The organism is Ornithinimicrobium sp. CNJ-824 (genome assembly GCF_001942405.1).
GTDB classification, from domain to species: domain Bacteria; phylum Actinomycetota; class Actinomycetes; order Actinomycetales; family Dermatophilaceae; genus Ornithinicoccus; species Ornithinicoccus kibberensis.
In genome coordinates this window covers 14982-34959 of sequence record NZ_MKKA01000006.1, presented here as the reverse complement: position 1 = coordinate 34959, position 19978 = coordinate 14982, and the positions used below count along the sequence as shown (strand labels likewise).

The following is a 19978-nucleotide window of genomic DNA, read 5'->3' as shown; positions in this document are numbered from 1 at the left end:
CAGGGGTATGCGGTGAAGGTCGCGTCAGGCGGCGGGGACGACCTGGTCGCGCCGGCGGCGCACCTGGTCCTGGCGCAGCGGACGGGCCAGGCCCTCCGTCAGCAGGGCGGTCATCTGCGTGTCGGCCGCCTCGGTCAGGCTGATCCGGTCGGCGACGTCGGAGAGCATCTGGGACAGGGGCAGGTCCAGGGCCCGGCAGATGGAGGCGAGCAGCTCGGAGGAGGCCTCCTTCTCCCCCCGCTCGATCTCGGAGAGGTAGCCCAGGGAGCAGGAGGCCTCGGCGCTCACCTCGCGCAGGGTCCGACCCTGGCCCTGACGGCGCTCGCGCAGGACGTCACCCAGCTCACGACGCAGCAGCACCATGCCTCAACCCTCCTTCGCATCCTCCGACGACCGGATCTCTACCGTACCCGCCCCCACCGACAGCTGCCGAACGACCTGCTCGAGCAGCTCCAGCACCTGCGTCACGGTCGCGTCGCGGACCTGCCGGCGAGAGCCCTGCAGGTGCAACGCCCGGTGCACCTGCCCGTGTTCCCCGACGACCGCCACGTGCACCGTCCCCACCGGGTGCCCCTCGCTGGGGTCGGGCCCGGCGACGCCCGTGGTCGCCAGCCCCCAGTCGGCACCGAGCAGCCGGCGCGCGCCGTCGGCCATCGCCAGCGCGCAGGGGCCCGACACCGCCCCGTGGGCCTCCAGCAGGGCGGCCGGCACGCCCAGCACGTCACGCTTGACCCCGGTGGCGTAGGAGACCACCCCACCTCGGACCACCGTGCTGGACCCCGGGACCTCGGTGAGCGCCGCGCAGACCAGCCCCCCGGTCAGGGACTCGGCGGCGGCCACGGTCTCCCCCCCTGCCCCCGAGCAGCTCCAGCACCCGCGCGGCGGCACCGGGGGCCGGGCCGCCGCAGGACCCCGACCCGTCGGCCCCCGTGCTCACGACGTGCGACGTGGTCGGAACGCCTGCCCCACGTAGTCCACCCCCGTGACGACGGTGACGACCACCGCGGCGTAGGCCATCCACATCCCCAGGGTGTCGAGCAGGCCTCCGACGGGCACGAGCAGCAGGGTGATGGCCAGCGCCTGCAGCACGGTCTTGAGCTTGCCCCCCTTGCTGGCGGGGATCACGCCCCGACGGATGACGACGAACCGCATGAGGGTGATGCCGACCTCGCGGACCAGGATGACCACCGTGATCCACCACGCAGCGCCCCCACGAGCGACAGCCCGACGAGCGCGGTCCCGGTGAGGGCCTTGTCGGCGATGGGGTCCATCAGCTTGCCGAAGTCCGTGATCAGCCCGTCGCGACGGGCGAGGAAGCCGTCGACCCAGTCGGTCGCGATGGCGACGACGAAGACGAGGGTGGCCCACCACCGCCAGGCCGCGTCCTCCCCGCCGTGGGCCAGCAGCAACCAGCCGAACAGGGGCACCATGAGGATGCGCAGGACCGTCAGGGCGTTGGGCACGTTCCAGGGCGAGGCCTGCGGCGCCGCGGCGGCGGTGGCCACGTCCGGACCGTCCGGGTCGTGCGGGCCGATCACGGGGCCTCCTCGCACGGCACGGCCACGAGGTCGACCCCCTCGGTGGCGACCACCCGGGCGGTGACCAACGAGCCGACCGCCACCTCGGGCACGGCCCCGTCCGCGGACTGCAGGTAGGTGACCCCGTCGACGTCCGGTCCCTGCTGGCCCGCCCGACCGACCAGCCGGCCGTCGTCCTCGTCCAGCGCCTCCACCAGCACCTCCACGGTCGTGCCGACACGTTCCTCGGCCCGCTGGGCCGTCAGCTCCTCGACGAGTGCGCTCACCCGCCCGACGCGCTCCTGCACCGTCGCCTCGTCCAGCTTGCCGTCGTACCCCTCCGCCTCGGTGCCGTCCTCGTCGGAGTAGCCGAACACGCCGACCACGTCGAGGCGCGCGGCCTCGAGGAAGGCGGTCAGCTCGGCCAGGTCCTCCTCGGTCTCGCCGGGGAAGCCCACGATGACGTTGGTCCGGATGCCCGCCTCCGGCACCCGGGCGCGCACCTGCTCCAGGAGGGTGAGGAAGCTCTGCCGGTCGCCGAAGCGTCGCATCCGCCGCAGCAGCGGCCCGGAGGCGTGCTGGAAGGAGATGTCGAAGTAGGGGGCCACCCCGGGGGTCCCGGCCATCGCGTCCAGCAGGTCGGGACGGATCTCGGCCGGCTGGAGGTAGGAGACGCGGACCCGGTCGATCCCCTCGACGGCGGCGAGCTCGCCGAGAAGCCCGTCGACGAGGCGCAGGTCGCCCAGGTCCTTGCCGTAGGAGGTGGTGTTCTCGCTGACGAGGAACACCTCCCGCACCCCGCGCTCGGCCAGCCAGCGGGCCTCGGTCAGGACGTCCTGCGGGGGGCGGGAGACGAACGCGCCGCGGAACATCGGGATGGCGCAGAACGCGCACCGTCGGTCGCAGCCGGAGGCCAGCTTCAGGGCGCCCAGGGCGCCCGTCCAGCCGGGCACGGACCACCCGGGGGCCGCTGGGCGGGGCGACCTGGGACAGTGGGGCGCCCGTCTCGTCCCCGGCGGGTCCGGGCGAGGGCGCCGCGACCTGCTGGTGGCCGGGCAGCGACGGCGTCGGACCGGAGGTGTGCCGTGCCGCCGGCGCGAGGGGCAGCAGGGTGCGCCGGTCGCGGGGGGCGTGGGAGGCCGGCCGCTCGCCGACCAGGATCCGACGAAGGTGGCCGGACATGTCGGTGTAGGAGTCGAAGCCCAGGACGGCGTCGGCCTCGGGCAGCTCGGCGGCCAGCTGCTCGCCGTAGCGCTCCGCCATGCAGCCCACGGCCACGACCTTCTGCGTGCGTCCGGTCCGCTTGAGGTCGTTGGCCTCCAGCAGCGCGTCGATGGAGTCCTTCTTGGCCTGCTCGACGAAGCCGCAGGTGTTGACCACGGCGACGTCCGCCTCGGCCGCGTCCTGCACCAGGGTCCACCCCTCGGCGGCGAGGCGTCCGGCGAGCTCCTCGGAGTCGACCTCGTTGCGGGTGCAGCCGAGCGTGACGACGGCGACGGAGCGGGACATGCCCGCCAGTCTACGGTCGGCCGGGACGCCGGCCCGCCTGCTCAGTAGCGCTCCCTGCCTCCGCGGTCGGTCAGCCCCCAGGCGTCCTCGGACTCCTCGTCCTCGGCCTCCTCAACCCGGCTGCCGGAGACGGGGTCCCCGTCGTAGGCGGGGTTGCGGCCGATCACCGGAGGCGTCGGCTCGGCCCCGGTCTCCTCGTCCCAGGCCTCGTCCACCGGCCCGCCCTCGTCGACGACCTCGGCCGCGAGGGCGTCGAAGGGGGCGCTGTCGGTCTCCAGCTCGGGCCGCGGCGGCGGGTCGTCGCCCCGCAGCAGGGCGAGGGTCTCCTCCATGTCGTCGGGCTTGACGAGCACGTCGCGGGCCTTGGAGCCCTCGGACGGGCCGACGATGCCACGGGACTCCATGAGGTCCATCAGGCGGCCCGCCTTGGCGAAACCGACCCGCAGCTTGCGCTGCAGCATCGACGTCGAGCCGAACTGCGTGGTGATGACCTGCTCGGCGGCCTGCAGGAGCAGCTCGAGGTCGTCGCCGATGTCCTCGTCGACCTGCTTCTTGGCGGGGGCGGCGACGACCTCCTCGACGTACCGCGGCTGGAGCTGGCCGGTGACGTGGACGACCACGTCGTGCACCTCCGACTCGGCCACCCAGGCCCCCTGGATGCGCATCGGCTTGCTGGCGCCCATCGGCAGGAACAGCGCGTCGCCCTGGCCGATGAGCTTCTCCGCACCGGGCTGGTCGAGGACCACCCTGCTGTCGGCCAGCGAGGAGGTCGCGAACGCCATCCGGCTGGGGACGTTGGCCTTGATGAGACCGGTCACCACGTCCACCGACGGCCGCTGCGTGGCCAGCACGAGGTGGATCCCCGCGGCCCGGGCCAGCTGGGTGATCCGCACGACCGACTCCTCCACGTCGCGGGGGGCGACCATCATCAGGTCCGCCAGCTCGTCCACGACCACCAGCAGGTAGGGGTAGGGGTGCAGCTCGCGCTCGGACCCGGGCGGCGGGGTGATCTTGCCGGCCCGGACGGCCTTGTTGAAGTCGTCGACGTGCTTGTAGCCGAAGGCCGACAGGTCGTCGTAGCGGTGGTCCATCTCCTTGACCACCCAGGCCAGCGCCTCGGCGGCCTTCTTGGGGTTGGTGATGATCGGGGTGATCAGGTGCGGGATGCCCTCGTAGGCGGTCAGCTCGACCCGCTTGGGGTCGACGAGGATCATCCGGACCTCGTCCGGGGTGGACCGCATGAGGATCGAGGTGATCATCGAGTTGACGAAGCTCGACTTGCCGGAGCCGGTGGCCCCGGCGACGAGCAGGTGGGGCATCTTGGCCAGGTTGGCGATGACGTAGCCGCCCTCGACGTCCTTGCCCACGCCCATGACCATGGGGTGGGTGTTGTTGCGTGCGGCCTGGCTGCGCAGGACGTCGCCGAGGTTGACGTTCTCGCGGTCGGTGTTGGGGATCTCGACGCCCACGGCCGACCGGCCCGGGATCGGGGAGAGGATGCGCACGTCGGCCGAGGCGACGGCGTAGGCGATGTTCTTGGACAGGGCGGTGATCCGCTCGACCTTGACCCCGGGGCCCAGCTCGACCTCGTACCGGGTGACGGTCGGGCCCCGCATGAAGCCGGTCACCTGGGCGTCGATGTTGAAGTCGTCCAGCACGCCCGTCAGGGCGTCGACGACCCGGTCGTTGGCCTCCGAGCGCTCCTTGTGGGGGGCCCCGGGCTTGAGCACGGAGGGGTCGGGCAGCGTGTAGGTGACGTCACCGGCCAGCTGCAGCTGCTCCACCCGCTGGGGCAGCGGGTTCGTCGGGGGCGCCTCCAGCTGGGGCTTGGACGGGACCTTGTCGGGACGCTTCTGCCCCGGCCGCACCGCCGGGATCTCCTCGGTGCGGTCCCCCTCGGCACGCCCCCGGTTCCCGGCCCGCCCGGGAGCCGACCCCTGCGCGGTCCGGGCCGCGGTGGCGCCGGCCTCGGCGGGTGCTCCGGCACGGCGGCCGCGGGCGGGTGACCCGTCGCGCGACCCCGCCCCCGCCGGTGCGTCCGCGCCTGCCTGGGCCGCGTCCGCGCGTGCCCCGGCCCGCAGGGAGCGACCCTTCGCGGTGCCGTCCACCTGGGCGGCCTGCTCGAAGGCCACGTCGCCGTCGCGCTCGTCCAGGTGCGCGCGGGAACGGCGGCGGCGGGGCAGCACCTCGCCGGTGACCGGGTCGACGCGGTCGAACCGGGCCGAGTCGAACAGCTGCTGCTCCAGCTCGCGCAGGCGGTCCGGGATGCGGTGCACGGGCGTGCGGGTCAGCACGAGGAAGCCGAACACGGCCAGCAGCCCCAGGACGACGGCCGCACCCGTGGCGGTGATCGCCGCCGAGAGCATCGAGGAGGCGATGAATCCCAGGATGCCGCCCGAGGCCTGCATGACCGCGGGGCCCTCGGCGTAGTCGGGGGCGCCGGTGGCCAGGTGGGTCAGCCCGCTTCCGGCCAGGAGCAGGGCCACCGTGCCGATCGACATCCGGTTGGTCGCCTGCTGCTCGCCCGGGCGACGGAACAGGCGCACGGCGAAGAAGAGCAGCACGACCGGCAGCACGAGCGCCACCCGGCCGAAGGTGCCGGCCGCCACGGCGTGCACCGCGTCGCCGAACATGCCGTCCAGGCCCCACCACTCGCGCAGCGCCACGACGAGCGCGAGCGCCAGCAGGAGGAACCCGGCGCCGTCGCGGCGGTGCTCGGGCTCCAGGTCGCGGGCCGTGTCCGTCATCGCGCGGACGGTGCCGCCCGTGGCCCCGGCGATCCCGCGGAAGGCCTTGCCCGGCAGGGACGGGCCCTCCTGGCCCTGGGCGGCGGATCCGCGGCCGGAGGTGCCGCCCCGGCTCCCCGAGCCCGAGCGGCTGCGAGGTCGGGTCGAGGCACCGCTGGTGCCGCCGGAGCGGGTGCGGGACGTCGAGGTCGCAGTCTTGGCCACGCTCGCACCGTACGCCAGATCACGCCTGCACCACGTGTCACACGCCCTGCACCCGCACATCGGGCGGCCCCACTACCGTGGGCAGGGAGCACTGGAGGGAGCACCATGGACCGACCGCCCCTGCCCGCCCCCGGCGAGGACCCACGCCCCGACCCGGCGCGGCCGGGCTCCTCGTCCGTCGACCCGGCCGACGACCCCCGCCTGCGGGCGCAGGCCAAGCGGCAGCTCGAGGCCCGGGCCGGCTTCCGGCAGCACCTGACCGTCTACCTGGCGGTCATGGGCCTGCTCACCGCCATCTGGCTCGTCTCCGGCGGTGGCTACTTCTGGCCCGTGTGGCCGGCCATGGGCTGGGGGCTGGCCCTGGTCCTGCACCTCGCCTCGTTGCGGTGGGACGCAGAACCGTCCGAGACCCAGATCGCCGAGCAGGCCCGACGGCTCGCCGCCCGGGAGCAGGGCGGACCGCGCCAGGCGCTGGACGGAGGGCACCGGGGCCCCGGCCGGCCCGGGACCGCCCCCGCCGAGCCGGAGCATCCCTGGGACGAGCCCGGCCCCCGGGACGTGTGAGGGCCGACCACGTCGACGGCGGCACCCACTCGGCCCTGCCGGCGACGGACGCCTGCCGGGCCCGTGACGTGGAGAACCGCCCTGCTGCCCGCTCGGGGGGTCCGAGCAGCAGGGCGGTCACGGGTCATATCGCTGCAGGGGCCCCGGATGTTACGCACCGGTCACGTGATCTGCGTCACACCCCAGGGGTAGGGAGGGCACGGCGGCCCGCCCCACCCCCGTGGCCGGGGCCGGGGCGGGTGCCCACCGCCTACTCTTGCGGTATGCAGCAGTACCTGGACCTCCTGCGCCGGATCCTCGACGAGGGCGTGGAGAAGAGCGACCGCACCGGCACCGGGACCCTGTCGGTCTTCGGCCACCAGATGCGGTTCGACCTCACCGCGGGCTTCCCCGCGCTGACGACCAAGAAGCTGCACCTGCGGTCGGTCGTCGGTGAGCTGCTGTGGTTCCTGCGCGGGGACACCAACGTGCGCTGGCTGCAGGAACGCAGGATCACGATCTGGGACGAGTGGGCCGACGAGGACGGCGAGCTGGGCCCGGTCTACGGCCACCAGTGGCGCTCCTGGCCGGCTCCGGACGGGCGCACCATCGACCAGATCGACCGTCTGGTCACCGGGCTGCGCACGGCACCCGACTCCCGGCGCCACATCGTGTCCGCCTGGAACGTCGCCGAGGTGGACGACATGGCCCTGCCGCCCTGCCACACCCTCTTCCAGTTCTACGTCGCCCCCGCAGCCCCCGACGACGAGGACCGGCGCGGGTGGCTCTCCTGCCAGCTCTACCAGCGCAGCGCCGACACCTTCCTGGGCGTGCCGTTCAACATCGCCAGCTACGCCCTCCTGACGCACATGGTCGCCCAGGTCGTCGACCTGCGACCCAAGGACTTCGTGCACACCCTCGGGGACGCGCACCTCTACCTCAACCACCTCGAGCAGGCCCGCGAGCAGCTCGCCCGCACCCCGGGGCCGCTGCCCACCCTCCGGCTGAACCCCTCGGTGCGGGACCTGGACGCCTTCGAGCTCGAGGACGTGGAGGTGCGCGACTACGTGGCCGCCCCCACGATCAAGGCGCCGATCGCGGTATGACGTCGACCGACCGCTTCCAGGTCGTCCCCGCCGCGTACCTGGCGCTGCTCCGCGGCCCGGAGGAGGCCCCGGAGGTCCTCCTCCAGCTGCGCTCCGGGACCGGTTTCATGGACGGCTGGTGGGCCTGCGCGGCCGCGGGGCACGTGGAGGCGGGCGAGACCGCATACCGGGCCGCCGCCCGGGAGGCGGACGAGGAGCTGGGCGTCCAGGTGGACCCCGACGACCTGGACCCGGTGGTCGTGGTGCAACGCACCTGCGCCCTGCCGGACCCCCTGGAGCAACGGGTCGACCTGTTCTTCGGCACCCGCACCTGGACCGGCGAGCCCTCCGTGCAGGAGCCGGAGAAGACCGCCGAGCTGCGGTGGTGGCCGCTGTCCCGGCTCCCCGACCGGACCGTCCCGCACGAGCGTCGGGCCCTGGAGCACCTGGCGACGGGCGCCCCTCCGACGTTGCTGACCCACGGGTTCGCCCAGACGGTCACGCTCGTGGCGGCCGTGGGACGCAACGGCGTCATCGGGGACGGGACCGCGATGCCGTGGCACCTGCCCGAGGACCTGCGGCACTTCAAGGAGACCACCGCCGGCGGGGTGCTCGTCATGGGACGGGCGACCTGGGAGTCCATCGGCCGTCCGTTGCCCGGGCGGCGGACGGTCGTGCTCACCCGGGACCGAGGCTGGTCCGCGCCCGGGGCGGAGGTCGCGCACAGCTGGCCCGAGGCGCTGCTGACGGCCGGCGACCAGGAGGTCTTCGTCGTGGGTGGCGGCCAGGTCTACGCCGACGCCATCGCCTGGGCCGACCGCCTGGTGGTCAGCGAGGTCGACCAGGCGCCGCCCGGGGGCACCGTCTTCCCGCCGGTCGACCCGGCCCGTTGGCGGGAGGTCTCCCGCGACCCGCGCGAAGGCTTCACGATCGTCGTCCGGGAGCGCCGATGAGGTGGCGCTACCTCATCGCCTGCGTGCTCGTGGGCGTCGCCGTGAGTGCCACCGTGGGAGCCGTCACCGGGGTGGTCGCCGCCCTGGCCGGCGGAGCGCCCACGGGGGCCGACGGCGGCGCGGGGGCGGCCGTGGGGGCCGGGCTGGCCGGGCTGATCGTGGGGACGGCGCTGGGCGCGGTGCTGGGCGCCCTGTCCGGGATGGTCACCACCCTGGTCGCCCGTGGCCGGCAGGGACGGGGCGAGGTGGCCGTGCGCGCCGGCCTGTCCGCCGGGGCGGTGCACGCCACCGCGCTCGCCGGGCTCGCGGCCCTGTCCTGGGGCCGGCCCGACGGGTCGGCCGCCCTCGAGGTGGCCGGGGTGCTCGTGCCCACCCTGCTGGCCGCCGTCCTGTCCGGCTGGGCGTGCGGGGAGGTCGCCGGGATGTCGCCGGAGGAGCACGACGGCCGGGCGGCGGCCGGCGTGACGGCCGCGGAGGGCGCGGTGGACGGGGGCCAGCAGGTCGAGGGACGCGACGCCCGCGACCGCCGCCTGCTGGCCTGGCTCGGGGCGGGGCTGCTGGCCGGGGGCATGCCCGTGCACGAGGTGCAGGAGGACATCCACGAGGCGGCCCGCGGCCTGGGCCACCCGGCCCCACAGGTCGGCTGCCTACCGACCGCGATCACGGTCACCCTGGCCGCCGGCCGGCCGGCCACCTTCGAGCAGGTGGAGGGCGGCCTGCGGCTGGACCAGTTGGCCGACGTGTGCGCGGTCCGCGCCAGCCTGCGCACGGGGGCCCTGACCCCCGACGAGGCGCTGGCCCGGCTCACCCGTCTGCGGGCGCAGCCCCACCGCTACCGCCGTCTCGGGATGTTCGCCGGGGCCGTGCTCTCGGGCGTCGGCATCGCCCTGATCCTCGCCCCCACCTGGGGGGCGGTGGTCTTCGGCGGGCTGCTGGCCCCGGTGACCGGCGCCCTCATGCTGCTCACGTCCGCCGGTGGACGCTCCCTGCGCACCATCAGCCCGCTGCTCGCGGCGTTCGTCGTCGCGACCGCGGCCTTCGTGGCCTCCGCCCAGGGCTGGACCCCGGCCCCGTTGTGGACCCTGGTCGGCCCGATCGCGGTCCTGCTGCCCGGGGCGGCGATCGTCACGGGTCTGACCGAGCTGTCCGCCGGGTCGATGGTCGCCGGCACCGCGCGGCTGGCGCACGGGACCATCCAGATGCTGCTGTTCACCCTGGGGGTCGGGGCCGCGGCGGCCCTGCTGCGGGTGCCCCTGGAGGAGGTGGACACGACCCGGCCGGTCGAGCTGGGCTGGTGGGCCCCCCTGGTGGGGGTGGCCCTGGTGACGGTCGCCATCTCCCTCATGGAGTCCATGCCCGGCCGGCTCGTCCCGTGGCTGCTCCTGCTCGTCCTCGCGACCTACCTCGCCCAGCTCACCGGGCACACCCTGCTGGGCAGCCGGTGGGCCGGGGCCTTCCTCGGCGCGGTCGTGGCCAGCCTGGGAGCCACCCTGGTGGAGTTCCTCCGGCCGCAGCTGCCGCGGGTGGTGGCCTTCCTGCCCAGCTTCTGGCTGCTCGTCCCGGGCTCCCTCGGGCTCATCTCGGTCTCCCGCCTGGAGGCCGCACCCGAGGTGGCGGTCGCCGCGTTCCTCGGGGTCACCCTCGTCGTGGTGGCGATCTCCCTGGGCGTGGTCGTCGGGGCGAGCCTGGCCCGGCCGCTCCGCGACGTCGCCCGCCGCGTCGGGCTGCCCTACCTGCTGCGGCGGCTGCCCCGCCGACGCCGCCCGGCGGTGCACCCGACGGGTGGGGCGTTCCCGACGGGCACGTAGTCTGCAGCGGTGCTGCCCAGCGACCTCACCTCCGTCCGCACCCTGTCCGCCCCGTCCGTCCACCCGGACGGCACCCACGTCCTGGTGACGATGAGCCGGCCGGACGTGGCCGGGAACCGTTACCGCACCAGCTGTGGCGGCTCACCCTCGGGCCCGACGGGACCGCGGCCGGCCCGCTCGAGCGGTTCACGCACGGCACCCGCGACAGCGGCGCGGCATACTCCCCCGACGGCACCCGGGTCGCCTTCCTGCGCGCCGAGGAGGACGGTCCGGCCCAGCTGCACGTGCTGCCCGCCGACGGGGGCGACGCCCGCCGCCTCACCGACCAGAAGCTGGGCGTGGGCTCGTTCGCCTGGTCCCCCGACGGCGCCGGCTCGCGTATGCCGCGCGCGTCCCCGAGGAGGGGCGCTACGGCACCGACGAGGACGTCAAGCCCGACCAGGAGGCCCCGCGGCTCATCGAGCACTCGCGCTACCAGGCCGACGGGCTGGGCTACCTCCTCGACCGGCCGAACAAGATCTTCCTGCTCGACCTGGACGACCTCCCGCCGGCCGACGGCGACGACGCCGACGAGCTGCCGCCGGCGCGCCCGCTCACCGACGGGGACGGGGACGACGACTCCCCCGTCTGGCTGGACGACGACCGGGTCGCCTTCGTCGCCTCGCGCGACGAGGACGGAGCGTGGACGCCGGACACCCTGGTCTCGGACGTGTGGTCGGTGGACCTGGAGGGGGCGGGGCTGCGCCGGCACACCGACGGTCGGGGTTCCGTGGGAGGTCTGCACCGGGGCGCCGGCGGCACGGTCGTCGTCGGAGCCGGCGACCTGGGGCCCTCGCGGCAGGACTTCGTGGCCCGCAACGCGGTGCTGCGCCGGCTCGGGGAGGACGAGCCCCTCACCGACGCCGAGGCCGACCACCTGGCGTGCGCACCGGCGGTCGCGGGGGACGGCACGGTCGTCGCCGCCCTGGAGCAGCGCGGCGACACCGTCGTGCGCCACCTGCCCTCGGGCCGCGTGCTGCTCGACGGGCACGTCAGCGTCTCCGGGCTCGCCGTCGGCGGCGGGGTCGTCGCCGCCGTGGCGGGCACCCGGGGCTCCTTCTCCGAGCTGTTCGTGGGACGGCTGGGCGACCGGCTCGCCCCGGCCACGGACCTGGCGGGCACCCACCTCACCGGGTCGGCGTCACCGATCCTGCCCGAGGAGCTGACCACGCGGGCCGACGACGGATACCCGGTGCACGGCTGGCTCGTCCGGCCGACGGACGATCCCGGCCCCGACGGTCGTCCCGTGGTGCTGATGATCCACGGCGGGCCCTACACGCAGTACTCGGGGAACCTCTTCGACGAGGCCCAGGTGCTGGCCGGCGCCGGCTACGCCGTCGTCATGGGCAACCCGCGCGGGGGCTCCGGCTACGGCGCGACCCACGGGCGGGCGGTCAAGGAGGCCATCGGCACCGTCGACGTGGCCGACCTGACGGCCCTGCTCGACCACGCGCTGACCCTCCCCGGCCTGGACCCTTCCCGGGTGGGTGTGCAGGGCGGTTCCTACGGCGGGCTGATGACGACCTGGCTGGTGGCCCATTCCGACCGGTTCACCGCGGCGATCAGCGAGCGGGCGGTCAACGCCTGGGACTCATTCGCGGGCACGAGCGACATCGGGTGGTTCTTCGCCGACGAGTACGCCGGGGACCACCAGCACGAGCAGTCGCCGCTGACGTGGGCGGACCAGATCCGCACCCCCACGCTGGTCATCCACTCCGAGCGCGACCTGCGCTGCCCCCTGGAGCAGGGGCAGCGGCTCTTCGCCCGGCTGCGTCGCAACGGGGTGCCGACGAAGCTGCTCGTGTTCCCCGGGGAGGGCCACGAGCTCTCCCGGGCCGGTCAGCCGCGGCACCGGGTGCAGCGCTTCGAGCACATCCTCGCGTGGTGGGCCGAGCACCTGCGCCGCTGACCGGCGGGCCTGACCTCCTCGGGCCGGCCACCGGCCCCCCAGGTGTCCGTCCGCTCAGGGGTGCCGCACGTCGACGACGATGCGGGCGGGGTCCGACAGGGAGAAGATCCGGTAGTCGGCCTCCTCCCGCAGCCCCAGGACGACCTGCTGCTGGCCCTCGAAGAGGCCGCCGAAGACCACCTCGGTGAGGACCTCGGTGCCGGCTCCGGCGACCGGGTCGCCGTCGTAGCGCTGCGGCGACTCGGTCGTCCAGTCGATCCCCCGGACGCCCAGCTGCAGGAAGGTCTCGCCCTCGACGTCGAGCACGAACCCGGTGGGGTCCTCCACCCCCTCGTCGACGGGCCCGACGAACCATCCCAGGACCGGCTCGTCGCCGGTGAGGTCGAGCACCACGCGGTCGAAGTCCTCGTGCAGGCCGGTCCGGACGTCGGTGATCTCCTGCGGCTCGTCCGAGGCGACCGGCGCCTGCTCCTGCGGGTCGTCGGTCCACGGCGGCAGCGCCTCGTCCGAGGTCTGCGTCGGGTCCGGGTCGTCGTCCGTCGTCCCGTCCGTGCCGGTCCCGGTGGCGTCGTCCCCGGTGCCGGTGGCCTCCGTCGTGCCGGGAGCCTCGGTCCCGTCGTCGTCGGTCGGTCCGGTGCTGGTCGGCGTGGGCGTGGAGGTGCCCGTGGGCGTCGCGGACGGCTCGTCCCCGTCGTCCTGGCACCCGGCCAGGAGGAGGACGGCCACCGCCGTTACCGCCGCAGCGCGTCGCATGCCTGTCACGCTACGCCGACCGGTCCGCGGCGTCCACGGTCCGATTCAGACCGGCGGGATGCTGCGGTGCCTGGTCGAGAAGTGCCGGTCGCGCCGGGCGGCGTAGCGGAACCGCCGCGCGACCTCCTCACGCAGGCCCTCGGGCTCGACGACCGCGTCGATGACGAGGTCGGCGGCCAGCCGCTCGAGGTCGACGTCCTCGAGGTACTCGGCCCGGCGGGCCTCGACGAACGCCGCCTGCTCCTGCGGGTCCTCGATCTGCGCGATTTTGTTGGCGTAGACGGCGTTGACGGCCGCCTCCGGGCCCATGACGGCGATCCGCGCGGTGGGCAGCGCGATCGTGGCCTCCGGGCCGAACCCCGGGCCTCCCATCGCGTAGAGCCCGGCCCCGTAGGCCTTGCGCACGACGACGCACAGCTGCGGAACCGTCGCCTCCGAGACCGCCGAGACCATCTTGGCCCCGTGGCGGATGATGCCGCCCCGCTCGACCTCCGAGCCGATCATGAAGCCCGGCACGTCGGCCAGGTAGAGCAGCGGGATGCCGTAGCGTCGCACAGCCAGATGAAGCGGGAGGCCTTGTCGGCGGAGTCGGTGAACAGCACCCCGCCCTTGACCGCGCTGTTGTTGGCCACGATGCCGACGGTCCGGCCCTCCATCCGCCCCAGGCCGACCACCAGCTCGGGGGCGAACAGGGGCTTGATCTCGAAGAAGCTGTCGTCGTCGACGAGGCCCTCGATCACCTCGTGCACGTCGAACGGGACCGACTCGGCCTCGGGCACGGCGTCGCGGGTCAGCGGCCGGGCCGGCGGCTCGGTCTCGTAGTGCGGCACCGGGTCGTGCCAGGTGTCGGGCAGGTAGGAGAACAGATGACGGGCCAGCTCGATGGCCTCGGTGTCGTCGGCGGCGAGCAGGTCGCCGACCCCGGAGACGGTGCAGTGCATCCGCGCCCCGCCCATCTCCTCCAGGCTGACCTTCTCCCCCACGACCATCTCGGCCATCCGCGGGCTGCCGAGGTACATCGATGCGTTGCCCTCGACCATGATGATGACGTCGGTGAAGCTGGGGATGTAGGCCCCGCCGGCGGCGCTGGGCCCGAAGAGGCAGCAGATCTGGGGCACCTTGCCCGAGAGGGCCACCTGGTTGTGGAAGATGCGCCCGGCGCCACGCCGGCCGGGGAAGAGGTCGACCTGGTCGGTGATGCGCGCGCCGGCGGAGTCGACGAACCAGAACAGCGGCAGCTCCTCGCGCAGCGCCGCCTCGGTGGCCCGGATGATCTTCTCCACCGTCCGGGCCCCCCACGACCCGGCCTTGACCGTGGGGTCGTTGGCGACGACGATCGCCGGACGCCCGTCGACCTCCCCCCGCCCGGTGACCACGCCGTCGGCGGGCAGGCCCTGCGCGGTGGCGTTGGCGTAGCGCCCGTCCTCGACGAAGGTGCCCTCGTCGAAGAGCAGCGCGATCCGCTCCCGCACGTAGAGCTTGCCCTGGGAGTCGAGCTTGGCGCGGGCCCTCTCCGAGGGCGCCGCCGACTCGGTGTATGCGGTCTCGAGCCGGGTGCGCAGGTCCGCGACCCGGGGGTCCTGGGAGGGGTCGCCCCCGGTGCCGTGCTCCATGCCCGTCATCGTGCCAGCCCCGGTCAGGACGGGAGGCCCAGGCCCCGGGCGATGACCATCCGCTGCACCTCCGAGGTGCCCTCCCCGATCTCCAGGATCTTGGCGTCCCGGAAGAACCGGGCGACGGGGTACTCCTCCATGAAGCCGTTGCCGCCGAAGACCTGGGTGGCGATCCGGGTGGCGGTCACCGCGGCCTCGGTGGAGTAGAGCTTGGCGATCGCCGCGGCCTGCTTGACCTCCGCCAGCGACCGGCGGCCCGCCTCCCGCTCGTCGTTGAGCCAGGCGGCCTTGTAGGTGAGCAGCCGGGCGGCCTCGACCATGACGGCCAGGTCGGAGATCTGGAAGGAGACCCCCTGGTTGACCGCGATCGGGCGGCCGAACGCGATCCGCTCCGAGGCGTAGGCGGTGGTCTCCTCCAGCATCCGCTGGGCGCAGCCGACGGCGAGCGCGGAGATCGCGATCCGGCCGTCGTCGAGGGTCTTGAGGAACTGCCGGAAGCCCTCGCCGCGCTCGCCGAGCAGGTGGTCCTCGGGCACGCGGCAGTCCTGGAAGGTCAGGCCGTGCGTGTCGGAGATGTGCCAGCCCAGCTTGCGGTAGGCCGGCTCCACGACGAAGCCCTCGGTGCCCGAGGGCACCATGATCGCGCTGATCTCCGGGCGTCCGTCGACGGTCTCGCCGGTCCGCGCGGTCACGGTGACCACCGAGGTGATGTCGGTGCCCGAGTTCGTGATGAAGGCCTTGGCGCCGTTGATCACCCACGACCCGTCCTCCAGCCGCGCCCGGGTCCTCGTCGCGGCGGCGTCCGAGCCGGCCTCGGGCTCGGTCAGGCCGAACCCGGCCAGCGCGCGACCGGCGAGCAGGTCGGGCAGGAAGCGCTCCTTCTGCTCCTGCGAGCCGAACGACAGGATCGGGTTGATCCCCAGGCCCACGCCGGCGGAGAGGGTGATGCCGACGGACTGGTCGACCCGGCCCAGCTCCTCGATCGCCAGGCACAGGTAGGTGAACCCGCCCTCCTCGAGCCCGGCCCCGCCGAACTCCTCGGGGGCGTTGAGGCCGAACAGCCCGAGCTCGCCCATCTTGGGCACCAGGTCGGTCGGGAAGGAGGCGTCCCGGTCCCACTGCTCGACGTGGGGGGCCACCTCGGCCTCGGCGAACTCGCGGACGAGTCGGCGGAAGTCCTCGTGGTCCTGGGTCAGCTCGAACATCGGTGTCCTCGTCCTTCCGGGCGGCGGCTGCTGGGGTGCGGACCGCCCTCTTCGCAGGTGCGCACGTCGCGGTCGCGAACACATCGTCCTTGACGTTGACGCGAAGGTCAAGCAGGATGCCCGGACCGCCAGTTGACGTAAGGACAACCGTGAACCGAAGCACCGACGACCCCACCTGGACCATCGCGCAGATGGCCGACGACTACGCCGTCACCCACCGCGCCCTGCGCCACTACGAGCACCTGGGTCTGATCGAGCCGGACCGCCAGGGGCAGCGGCGGGTCTACCGGCGACGGGAGCGCACCCGCCTGGCGCTCATCCTCAGGGGCCGCCGGCTGGGCTTCTCCCTCGAGGAGATCGCCACCATCCTGGGGATGTACGACGACCAGCCGGGCGAGGCGGGCCAGCTGCGCTACCTGCTGGACCAGATCGGGGACCGCCGGGCCGACCTGGAGCGTCGCCGACGGGACGTGGAGGAGTCCCTCCGGGAGCTGGACGACCTCGAGCGCCGGTGCTCCGCGGACCTGGCCCGGATGGCCGACGCCACCCCCTGACCGCCGCGGCGGAGGCGCCGTCCGGGACGCCGTGGCACGGCATACCCTGGCGCGTCGGGGCGCCCCCGTGGGTCTAGGGTGATCGCCATGCCGATCAGCAAGGTCCTCATTGCCAACCGCGGCGAGATCGCCGTGCGCATCGCCCGCGCCTGCAAGGACGCGGGCCTGACCTCCGTGGCGGTCTACGCCGACACCGACCGCGACGCCCTCCACGTCAAGGTCGCCGACGAGGCGCACGCCCTGGGCGGGTCGACGCCGGGCGAGTCCTACCTGGTCCAGGAGAAGCTGCTGGAGGTGGCCGCCCGCACCGGCGCCGACGCGGTCCACCCGGGCTACGGCTTCCTCGCCGAGAACGCCTCCTTCGCCCAGGCGGTGATCGACGCCGGCCTCACCTGGATCGGTCCGGGCCCCGAGGCGATCGACGCGCTCGGCGACAAGGCGAAGGCCAAGCACATCGCCGTCAGGGCGGACGCCCCGCTGGCCCCCGGCACCAAGGACCCGGTCGCGGACGCCGACGAGGTGGTCGCGCTCGCCGAGGAGTTCGGCCTCCCCGTGGCCATCAAGGCCGTCTACGGCGGGGGCGGCCGCGGGCTCAAGGTCGCCCGCACCATGGAGGAGATCCCCGAGCTGTTCGACTCCGCGGTCCGCGAGGCCGTCACCGCCTTCGGGCGCGGCGAGTGCCTCGTCGAGAAGTTCCTCGACAGGCCGCGCCACGTCGAGACCCAGTGCCTGGCCGACCAGCACGGCAACGTGGTCGTCGTCTCCACCCGCGACTGCTCCCTGCAGCGCCGCAACCAGAAGCTCGTCGAGGAGGCCCCGGCACCGTTCCTCACCGAGGAGCAGCGCGCCGAGCTCGTCCGGGCCTCCAAGGCCATCCTCAAGGAGGCGGGCTACGTCGGCGCCGGCACCTGCGAGTTCCTCGTGGCGCAGGACGGCACGATCTCCTTCCTCGAGGTCAACACCCGCCTGCAGGTCGAGCACCCCGTGACCGAGGAGGTCACCGGGATCGACCTCGTCCGCGAGCAGTTCCGCATCGCCGACGGCGAGGAGCTGGGGTATGCCGACCCGGCCCCCCACGCGCACTCCTTCGAGTTCCGCATCAACGGCGAGGACGCCGGTCGCGACTTCCTGCCCGCACCCGGCACCGTCTCGCGCATGGTCGTCCCCCACGGCCCGGGGGTCCGCTGGGACGCCGGGATCGTCGAGGGCGACACCGTCGCCGGCGCCTTCGACTCGATGATCGCCAAGCTCGTCGTCACCGGCCGGACCCGCGAGCAGGCCCTCGAGAGGTCGCGCCGCGCGCTGGAGGAGCTCGTGGTCGAGGGCATGCCCACGGTGCTGCCCTTCCACCGGGCCATCGTGTCCGACCCGGCCTTCGCGCCCGAGGGCGAGGAGGCCTTCACGGTGCACACCCGGTGGATCGAGACCGAGTTCGACAACCAGATCGAGCCCTGGTCCGGGCCGGTCGCCGACGCCCCGTCCGAGGACGGCGAGCGCCAGCGGGTCGTCGTCGAGGTCGGCGGCCAGCGGCTCGAGGTCTCCCTGCCCGCCGGGCTCGCGCTGGGGGGCAACGGCGGGGCGGGGGCCGGCCGGCGCAAGGCGCCCAAGCGGTCCCGCGGGGCCGGCGGCGCCGCCGCCGCCTCCGGCGACGCGGTGACGGCACCGATGCAGGGCACGATCGTCAAGATCGCCGTCGAGGAGGGCCAGCAGGTGGCCGAGGGCGACGTCGTCGTCGTCCTGGAGGCGATGAAGATGGAGCAGCCGCTCAAGGCCCACAAGGGCGGCACCGTCTCCGGCCTCACCGCCTCGGTGGGCGAGACCGTGTCCAACGGCGCGGTGATCTGCGAGCTGAAGGACTAGACCGGCCGGACTCGCCCCGCCGTCACCGGCCGCTGCCGTGACACACCGGTCGTCCGGGCGACCGGTGTGTCACGTCGGCCACGCACATCGGTCCGGGGTCGGTCGACGGCGGTGAGGTCCGCGCGGCCGCGGTCGCCTCAGTCGGCGATCTCGTGCAGCTGCCGGGCCGCCTCGGCCAGCGACCCCGACATCGAGGGGTAGACGGTGAACGTCGAGGAGAACTGGTCGACGTTGAGCCGGTTGGCCACGGCCAGCGCGATCGGGAAGATCAGCTCGCTGGCCCGGGGCGCCACCACGACGCCGCCGACGATGGTGTGGCTGCCCTTGCGGGCGAACAGCTTGACGAACCCGTCGGACAGGTTCTGCATCTTGGCCCGCGGGTTCTTGGTCAGCGGCAGCATCACGCCCCGGGCGTCGACCCGGCCCTCGTCGACGTCGGCCTGGCTGGCCCCCACCGTCGCGATCTCCGGGTCGGTGAAGATGTTGGAGCTCACCTTGCCCAGGGACAGCGGCGCCACGGCGTCACCGAGGGCGTGGGCCACGGCGATGCGGCCCTGCATGGCCGCGATGGAGGCCAGGGGGAAGACGCCCGTGCAGTCGCCCGCGGCGTAGACCCCGGGGACGCTGGTGCGGGAGACGCGGTCGACCTCGACGTGCCCCGAGGGGGTGAGCCGGACGCCGGCCTCCTCCAGGCCCAGGTCGGTCGTGTTGGGGATCGACCCGACCGCGAGCAGCGCGTGGGTGCCCTCCACCTCCCGCCCGTCCTCGAGCGTGACCACGACGCCGTCGCCCTCGCGCCGCACGGCCGCGGCCCGGGACCGGTTGAGCACGCTCATCCCGCGGCGGCGGAACACCTCCTCCACGACGTTGGCCGCGTCGGCGTCCTCCCCCGGCAGGACGCGGTCCCGGGAGGAGATGAGCGTGACCTGCGAGCCCAGCCCCTGGTAGGCGTGCGCGAACTCCGCGCCGGTGACGCCGGACCCGATGACGATGAGGTGCTCGGGCAGCTCGGTCAGGTCCCAGATCTGCTGCCAGGTCAGGATGCGCTCGCCGTCGGGGCGGGCGGTGTCCAGCACGCGGGGACGGGCGCCCGTGGCCACGAGGACCAGGTCCGCGGCCATCGTCCGGGTGGCCCGGGCGGGGTCGCGGTCGGCCCCGTGCGGGGCCGGCTCCTCCCCGGAGGGCACGGCGTCCACCCCCTCGACCACCTCGACCCGGCCGTCCGGCAGGAGCCGCCCGGCCCCCTGGACGACCTCGACGCCCGCCGACTCCAGCCGCTCGCCGATGTCCCGGCTCTGGGCCGCGGCCAGGCGCATGATGCGGGAGTTGACGTCGGTGATGTGCGCGGTCACCCCCTGGTCGCCGGGCACCTGGGCACCGTCGAAGTGCACCCCGATCCGCTTGGCGGCGGTGAACCGGTCCATGAAGTCGGCCGTGGCGATAAGCGCCTTGCTCGGCACGCAGTCGGTGAGCACGGTCGCGCCGCCCAGGCCGGACCGCTCCACCACGGTCACCTCGGCCCCCAGCTGGGCGGCTCCGAGAGCCGCCTCGTAGCCACCCGGGCCACCACCGATCACCACGACGGACTTGTTGGCTGCACTCACGCCCCCCATCAAACCATCGGTACGCTGCCCCGGTGACCCCTGCCTCATCCTTCCCCGACCTCGACGACCCCGGCA

13 protein-coding genes and 3 pseudogenes are annotated in these 19978 nt (G+C 74.1%); 7 read left to right on the top strand and 9 right to left on the bottom strand.

Features of this window, described 5'->3' with window-relative positions; all coding sequences use genetic code 11:
- Window positions 1-24: 24 nt before the first annotated feature.
- The 5 genes and pseudogenes from BJF81_RS02665 to BJF81_RS02645 all read right to left on the bottom strand — a co-directional run bounded on the left by BJF81_RS02665 (window position 25) and on the right by BJF81_RS02645 (window position 5977).
- Window positions 25-363 (bottom strand): helix-turn-helix domain-containing protein, encoded by a 339-nt coding sequence (locus BJF81_RS02665; protein WP_075957041.1) that lies wholly within the window; start codon window positions 361-363, stop codon window positions 25-27.
- A gap of 3 nt (window positions 364-366) precedes the next feature.
- On the bottom strand, window positions 367-840 hold the full coding sequence (locus tag BJF81_RS02660) for a CinA family protein (RefSeq protein ID WP_083663939.1): 474 nt from the start codon (window positions 838-840) through the stop codon (window positions 367-369).
- A 93-nt stretch (window positions 841-933) separates the two neighbouring features.
- Window positions 934-1409: pseudogene (pgsA, locus tag BJF81_RS02655) on the bottom strand (CDP-diacylglycerol--glycerol-3-phosphate 3-phosphatidyltransferase); the annotation flags it as partial.
- A 125-nt stretch (window positions 1410-1534) separates the two neighbouring features.
- Window positions 1535-3026, bottom strand: a pseudogene (gene rimO, locus BJF81_RS02650) (30S ribosomal protein S12 methylthiotransferase RimO).
- 41 nt (window positions 3027-3067) lie between these two features.
- Complete coding sequence (locus BJF81_RS02645) at window positions 3068-5977, bottom strand: FtsK/SpoIIIE family DNA translocase (protein WP_237769978.1); 2910 nt, start codon at window positions 5975-5977, stop codon at window positions 3068-3070.
- A 105-nt stretch (window positions 5978-6082) separates the two neighbouring features.
- Between BJF81_RS02645 and BJF81_RS02640 the strand changes: the two genes are divergently transcribed.
- From BJF81_RS02640 to BJF81_RS02620, 5 genes are all read left to right on the top strand, one after another.
- Complete coding sequence (locus BJF81_RS02640) at window positions 6083-6541, top strand: 2TM domain-containing protein (RefSeq protein WP_075957039.1); 459 nt, start codon at window positions 6083-6085, stop codon at window positions 6539-6541.
- 263 nt (window positions 6542-6804) lie between these two features.
- The gene (locus BJF81_RS02635; protein WP_075957038.1) at window positions 6805-7626 is read left to right on the top strand and encodes a thymidylate synthase; all 822 of its coding nucleotides are present in this window, start codon (window positions 6805-6807) and stop codon (window positions 7624-7626) included.
- The gene (locus tag BJF81_RS02630) at window positions 7623-8558 is read left to right on the top strand and encodes a dihydrofolate reductase (protein WP_075957037.1); all 936 of its coding nucleotides are present in this window, start codon (window positions 7623-7625) and stop codon (window positions 8556-8558) included. The genes BJF81_RS02635 and BJF81_RS02630 overlap by 4 nt, the downstream gene beginning before the upstream one ends.
- Window positions 8555-10366: a threonine/serine ThrE exporter family protein gene (locus BJF81_RS17885; protein ID WP_158068599.1), complete on the top strand. Its 1812-nt coding sequence runs from the start codon at window positions 8555-8557 to the stop codon at window positions 10364-10366. The genes BJF81_RS02630 and BJF81_RS17885 overlap by 4 nt, the downstream gene beginning before the upstream one ends.
- A gap of 133 nt (window positions 10367-10499) precedes the next feature.
- Complete coding sequence (locus BJF81_RS02620) at window positions 10500-12314, top strand: S9 family peptidase (RefSeq protein ID WP_202817405.1); 1815 nt, start codon at window positions 10500-10502, stop codon at window positions 12312-12314.
- A 54-nt stretch (window positions 12315-12368) separates the two neighbouring features.
- Here BJF81_RS02620 and BJF81_RS02615 read toward each other — a convergent pair whose 3' ends face one another.
- The 3 genes and pseudogenes from BJF81_RS02615 to BJF81_RS02605 all read right to left on the bottom strand — a co-directional run bounded on the left by BJF81_RS02615 (window position 12369) and on the right by BJF81_RS02605 (window position 15885).
- Window positions 12369-13067 carry an AMIN-like domain-containing (lipo)protein gene (locus BJF81_RS02615; RefSeq protein ID WP_075957036.1) on the bottom strand — a complete coding sequence of 233 codons (699 nt, stop codon included), beginning with the start codon at window positions 13065-13067 and terminating at the stop codon, window positions 12369-12371.
- A 45-nt stretch (window positions 13068-13112) separates the two neighbouring features.
- Window positions 13113-14689: pseudogene (locus tag BJF81_RS02610) on the bottom strand (acyl-CoA carboxylase subunit beta).
- Window positions 14690-14703: 14 nt separating this feature from the next.
- Complete coding sequence (locus BJF81_RS02605; protein WP_075957035.1) at window positions 14704-15885, bottom strand: acyl-CoA dehydrogenase family protein; 1182 nt, start codon at window positions 15883-15885, stop codon at window positions 14704-14706.
- Between the two features lie 149 nt (window positions 15886-16034).
- On the opposite strand from BJF81_RS02605, the gene BJF81_RS02600 reads away from it, so the two are divergent.
- Together BJF81_RS02600 and BJF81_RS02595 are read left to right on the top strand one after the other, a co-directional pair.
- Window positions 16035-16439: a MerR family DNA-binding protein gene (locus BJF81_RS02600; protein WP_083663936.1), complete on the top strand. Its 405-nt coding sequence runs from the start codon at window positions 16035-16037 to the stop codon at window positions 16437-16439.
- A gap of 87 nt (window positions 16440-16526) precedes the next feature.
- Window positions 16527-18299: an acetyl/propionyl/methylcrotonyl-CoA carboxylase subunit alpha gene (locus BJF81_RS02595; protein ID WP_075957076.1), complete on the top strand. Its 1773-nt coding sequence runs from the start codon at window positions 16527-16529 to the stop codon at window positions 18297-18299.
- Between the two features lie 137 nt (window positions 18300-18436).
- Here the strand turns inward: BJF81_RS02595 and BJF81_RS02590 are convergent, their stop codons facing one another.
- On the bottom strand, window positions 18437-19912 hold the full coding sequence (locus BJF81_RS02590; RefSeq protein ID WP_075957033.1) for an NAD(P)H-quinone dehydrogenase: 1476 nt from the start codon (window positions 19910-19912) through the stop codon (window positions 18437-18439).
- Between the last annotated feature and the right edge of the window lie 66 nt (window positions 19913-19978).